General features: G+C 66.4%; 3 protein-coding genes and 1 pseudogene. All 4 read left to right on the top strand.

Annotation, left to right across the window (positions count from 1 at the left end; genetic code table 11):
• Positions 1–837, top strand: a pseudogene (locus ACFV8T_RS45165) (hypothetical protein); the annotation flags it as partial.
• 40 nt (positions 838–877) lie between these two features.
• Entirely contained in the window at positions 878–1,870 is a 993-nt protein-coding gene (locus tag ACFV8T_RS45170) for a hypothetical protein (protein WP_385339648.1), read from the top strand.
• Positions 1,867–2,496 carry a hypothetical protein gene (locus tag ACFV8T_RS45175; RefSeq protein WP_385339651.1) on the top strand — a complete coding sequence of 210 codons (630 nt, stop codon included), beginning with the start codon at positions 1,867–1,869 and terminating at the stop codon, positions 2,494–2,496. Before ACFV8T_RS45170 ends, ACFV8T_RS45175 begins: the two co-directional genes overlap by 4 nt.
• Before the next feature lie 304 nt (positions 2,497–2,800).
• Positions 2,801–5,245 carry a Helicase associated domain protein gene (locus ACFV8T_RS45180; protein ID WP_385339654.1) on the top strand — a complete coding sequence of 815 codons (2,445 nt, stop codon included), beginning with the start codon at positions 2,801–2,803 and terminating at the stop codon, positions 5,243–5,245.
• Positions 5,246–5,549 lie beyond the last annotated feature (304 nt).

The raw sequence follows: 5,549 nt of genomic DNA on the forward strand, positions 1-5,549 counted from the left end.
CTGTACTTCGAGGGCCTTGCCATGTGGATCTACACCTTCCTGGACCATCAAGATCCATTGTCAGGTGTGTCCACACCACGGGGGTCACCTCAGTATTTCGCCAACCTGTTGTTCACCGAGAAGTCCAAGGTCTACAAGGTGGCGCTCTTCTCGGAAGAAGGGCTGGCCGATTCAGGACTTCATGGATGGGCCGCAGACCCGCAGAAATCGGGCAAGGACGTGGCCCGCTTCTTCCTCGAGAAGTTCCTGGGCTGCCGGCACCAGAACGATCCCCGCGAGCTCACCCGCCGCTTCCACGACGTGGCCATAGACTGGGTCAACAGCCGCTTCACCCACTCCGATGTACGGGTGGACTACGTCATGGCCGTCATGGTCGAACTCCAGAACTCCGCCCCGACGCTGGATCCTGCGACGTTCATCGAGACCCATCTGAAGGAACCGCACCACGACGACTTCGCAGAGTTCCTCGAGGAGAATGACGTCCCGGTCCGCACTTTCGACAAGAACACCGAGTTCATCAGCAACCGGCTACAGAAGATGCGCGTCGACCTGTCGAACGGCGCGTTCCTGGTTGCGCCCCTGGAGGCAGTGCAGGACGGCACGGTCGTGGTGGAGGATCTCGACGACGGCCGCACCACAGTCACGGTCACCTCAAAGCTCACCAATACCAGCAGTGGCACTTCGATGGGACGCCGTCCCAAGCCGCCCAGCCAGCCCGCAGAATTGTCCGCGCCCGCCCAGAAGGAAATGATCCCGGGACTCGAGAGCGTCATGGCCATCCCGGCCCAAGCCACCCAGGCATCCGCCGGCAACGAGCTCCCGCCAGCGCAGACATGAACGCCACCACCACGCCCCCAACGCCTGCGGTGGCCCCCGCATGACCCTGACCGCTGAAGAGGCTTTCCAACGCTACCGGAAAGAGCGGCCGAGCATCGAGCGGGCAGCCGAAGAGACCAAAACACACCTTGCGCACCACATTGCCCGCAGAGGCATCGACTGTCAGGTAATCGCCAGAGCCAAAGAGCTCACCAGCTTCAACGCCAAGGCTCATTCACCACGCAAGGGCTATGCCGACCCATGGAAAGAGATCACCGACAAGGCAGGCGTGCGCGTCATCGTGCCGCACAGCGGCTTGCTCGATCCTGCCCTGGACGTGATCAAAGACAACCTCAAGATCGTCGAGGTGCAGGACTACCGCGAAGACGTCGGCAAGGAAGACCTGCTCCGCTACCCACGCCTGCACATCCAGGCCCTCATGGTGGGCGGGGCACAGGACCCCGACGGCATTCCCTACGAGTGCGAGATCCAACTGCGCACCGAAGCAGTCGACTTGTGGGCACGCATGTCGCACAAGCTGCTGTACAAGCCCGGTGTCACCCCACCCGCCGATGTCAGTCGCTCGCTGTACCGTCTGATTGCCCTGGTCGAACTGTTCGACCTCGAGGTCGAACGGGGGGTGGAAGCTTTGGCACGGCAAGATCCCGACCTCGCCCGCAGCAACCGGCTCCTCGAAGTCGCCGAGCAGGTCTATCGCACGTTCACCGACCACCCGTCCAGCCGCGACCTGTCGCAGGACGTCATCGGCGTCCTGTCCCAGACCATCGACGATGACGCTACCTATAGCGAGCAACTGGCCAAGTTCACTGAACGCTTCCGTGAGCGCATCCAGCGGAACTATGACGACTACGGCCCCAGCAGCGCCCACTTTCTGGAACATGGCCGCTATCTGCTGGCCAGCCAGCCGGAAAGCTTGATCATCTTTGAGCGGCTGGCCAACGCCCGCTTCCGCCTCAAGAGCACATGGAACAAGAGCGAGCTACCGGAAACGATGCTCACCGACATGGCACAGATCTGGGGAACCGCACTATGAGCAGCTCACCGCAGCCGGAACCTCCCGCTCTCGCGGCCGCGACCGCGATGTTCGTCGAGGTCCTTGTCGTCGGGATCGGCGCGATCACTGCGTCCGCGCTGCTCCTCATCGCACTGATCGGCCCTGCCACCACGGCGAAACTCGCCCCCGTAACGGGTTCATCGGCGGCCGCCGGTGTAGGCCTCGCCGCTGCCTACGCCCTGGGCATCCTCATCGACCGAGCAGCTGACACCGCCCTCACGCCGCACCGCCGCCAGCTGCGCACCCGCTTCTTCCCCTCCAACACCGCCTACGCCCAGGCACGCCTGCGCCTGGCCGATTCACCCGTGCTGGCTGCCCGCGCGGACTACGCGCGCTCCCGCATGCGGATCTGCCGCGGATGGACCCTCAACACCCTGGCCCTGACCTTCACTGCAGACCTGGCCATGCTGCGCTACTCCTTCGAGCACCGCCCGCTCATCCTCGGCGCCACCAGCGCCTTGGGGATGGCGACCGCCTTCGGTTTCTACCGCGCCTGGCGCGCCCTCACGGTGACCGGCTACCGCAAGCTCGCCGAACAGACCACCCTTCCCGCTGCCGGCCAACCAGTGCCCGCCCAGCCCCAGCCCGGATCCGTAGCGTCCTGAGGCATCCGCCTGGACAACGCTCACGCCTCAAGCCGGGGAGCATGGTCGAAGAAGCGGTGGTCCTCATCGAGGCGGATCTCGTTCATACCCCGACCAGCCGATGTAGGGAGCAACCCCTTGGCCCTCCCTTACACACGCAGACTCCAGCCGAACACTCAGGGCCCCAAGCGGAGCGTGCAGCCGAAGGCGAAGGACACCGCGCTTTCCGCCCCGTGAGCCAGACGACACCGGCCTCGCATGCCGCCCCCTTCCATACGAGAGGATGACGGATAACCATGCCCGCCGTGAGTCCGAGGTGTACGTGATGCCCACCCGCTCTGAGCCCGCAGCGTCCACTGATCGCCGCATGCTGCGCGTCGATCAGCAGCACGCGGTGGACACGGTGGCGCGGCATCTGAAAAGCCCACGTACCCGCGGCCATATCGTCTCCGCGTGCGGGACGGGCAAGACGCTGACCGCGCTGCGCATCGCCGAGGCCCTGGACGCCCCCCATCTCCTGGTCGCTGTTCCATCGCTGGACCTGATTGCCCAGTGGGCGGCTGCGGCCCGCTCCGACGGACGCACAGAGCCGTTGATGGCCGTCTCCTCACTTAAGTCGGACAAGCACCCGATGCTCGCTGCCGCGGGCGCGCAGAGTACGGGGTCGGGGGAGTACCTGGCCTACTGGCTGTCCCGCCACAAGAAGGCGACCGTGTTCGTCACCCTCGACTCCCTGCCCCGGATCGAGGAGACGCAGCACTCCGTCTTCACCGCGCCTCTCTTCGACCTCCTGGTCGTGGACGAGGCGCACCGCACAGCCGGCAGCTGGGACAAACAGTGGACGATGCTCCACGACAACACCCGCATCCGGGCCGCCCGACGCCTGTACCTGACCGCGACACCATATGAATGGGAAGCGCCCCGCCTGACCGAGGCCCCCGACACACGCCCGCTGCCCAAGCGGACCGCAGCCACGGCACCGCAATGGGAGGCACCTGCTCTGATCGCGTCGATGGACGACGCGAAAGTCTTCGGCCCTCGCCTGCACACCTACTCCCACGCAGACGCGATCGACGACGGCGTCCTGGCCGACTACCAGCTCCTCGTGCCCACAATCACCGACACCGACCTGCGCACCCACCTCACCGGCCCCGACGCTCACACCGCCACAGCCCGCCGCACGACCGCCCTGCACCTGGCCGTTCTCAAGGCCATGACCGAGCACGACCTCAAGCACGTGATCGTCTACTTCCAGCAGATTGCGGACGCCGCCGACTTCGCCCGCCAGTTCGGCCACACGCTGCGCACCCTTCCCGCGGACCAGCGCCCCGCATGGGCCGACGACCTTCTCGTGCAGTCGATCAATGGCACGCACACCCCCGACCAGCGCCACGCCATCCTCACCGGCTTCGCCGATGCCGACCGCAGCGTGCTCACCAATGCCCAGGTCCTGGCCGAGGGAGTGGACCTGCCGGCCGTGGACGCGATCGTGTTCGCGGACCGCACGGCGAGCGTGCGCCGCATCGTCCAGGCCCTCGGCCGCGCCCTGCGCAAGCCCCCGACCATCGAGTGTAAGACGGCGAGCCTGGTCATCCCCGCCTACACCCCACCCGACGCCGACCCCACCGACCTCCTCTCCACCCCCTACGAAGCCCTCTGGCTGGTCACCGCCGCGCTACGCCACCACGACCAGTCCATCGCCGCCCGCGCCCCGCGCAAGACCACCGCGCACCGCCTGGACAGCGACACCCACCGCCTCCTCACACGCCGGTTCCGGTTCGACTTCACCCTCGATCCCAGACGTATCGCCCGGGCCATGGACCTGCTGGCCTGGCCCGCCGCTGGTGCGGTTCTGTCCGCACCCCGCCGCGCCGGCCTCGCGGCCGCCGTCCGCTACCACGCCGAGCACGGTCACCTCCGCGTCCCGGCCGACTACGAGGACGCCTACGGCTACCGACTCGGCCAGTTCATCACCGGACAACGCACCGCCTACCACCAAGGCACCCTGACCGCCGAGTGGATCGCCGAGCTCGAAGACCTGGGCATGGTCTGGGACGAGAACGAAGCCGCTTGGCAGGGACACCTGGCCACCGTCGAGGCCTTCCACGCCGAGCACGGCCACCTCGCCATCCCCTCCCAGGAGCCGGGCGGTCAGTTCCTCGCCGACCAGCGGTCCCTGGCCCGCAAAGGCCGCCTCACACCTAGCCGCGAAGCGCAGCTCACCATCCTCGACCCGCACTGGACACTCCCGCACGGCCCCGACTGGCACCGCAAATACCACCTGATCAAGCACCACATCGAAGCCGGCCACGACCCGGCCACGCTCCGCCGTGACACGGTGATCGACGGCGTGAAGGCCGGCAGCTGGCTGCACCGTCAGTTCACCACGTGGCACGAACTCAACTCCGGACAACACGACCTCCTCACCAACCTCGGCCTGACCGCCGATCAAGTCCCACTGAGGCAAACGCCGAGAACGCCCGTCACATCCGGTACCAGGAAACGCCGTTCCTTCGAGCAGACAGCGTTGCTGCTGCGCGCCTTCGTGGAGCGTCACGGCCGTCCGCCAGGGGCCAGGGAATGGATCGAGGCCGACGGCGAGCGCGTCATGATCGGCCCGTGGCTGTGCAAGACCCGCACCAAACAGAAAGCAGGTCAACTACCCGAAGATCAAAGCAAGTTGATGGACGAGATCCTCCGAGAGGACCGGCCCGGGATCGCCCCCGACGTCTCCGAAGAGGGGCCCACAGACATCTCGAAGATTCCATAGTTTTCTGCTTCCATAAGACGGACCGACCTCTCCCGAAACCGACCACGAGTCAGTAGCAAAGAGATGCCCCGTCAAGCAGCCGGTCACCCCCAGGCCCTGACGCCTACACATGCAGCCAGCCCAGGGCCGTGCGGAGCGCGGCCCGTCGCCCTGATCGCGGAGCGAACAGGGCTTGAGTCCAACGGAGTTGGACTCAAGGGCCACGGAGTGGCCCGGATCCCCGGGACGAAGTCCCGGACCACGCACGGAGTGCGTGGTCGTCTTCCGTCGCGGAGCGACGGCGCGACGTGTTCGCGGAGCGAAC

Origin of the sequence: Streptomyces sp. NPDC059832, from assembly GCF_042731715.1 — a bacterium.
In the GTDB taxonomy this organism is placed as follows: domain Bacteria; phylum Actinomycetota; class Actinomycetes; order Streptomycetales; family Streptomycetaceae; genus Streptomyces.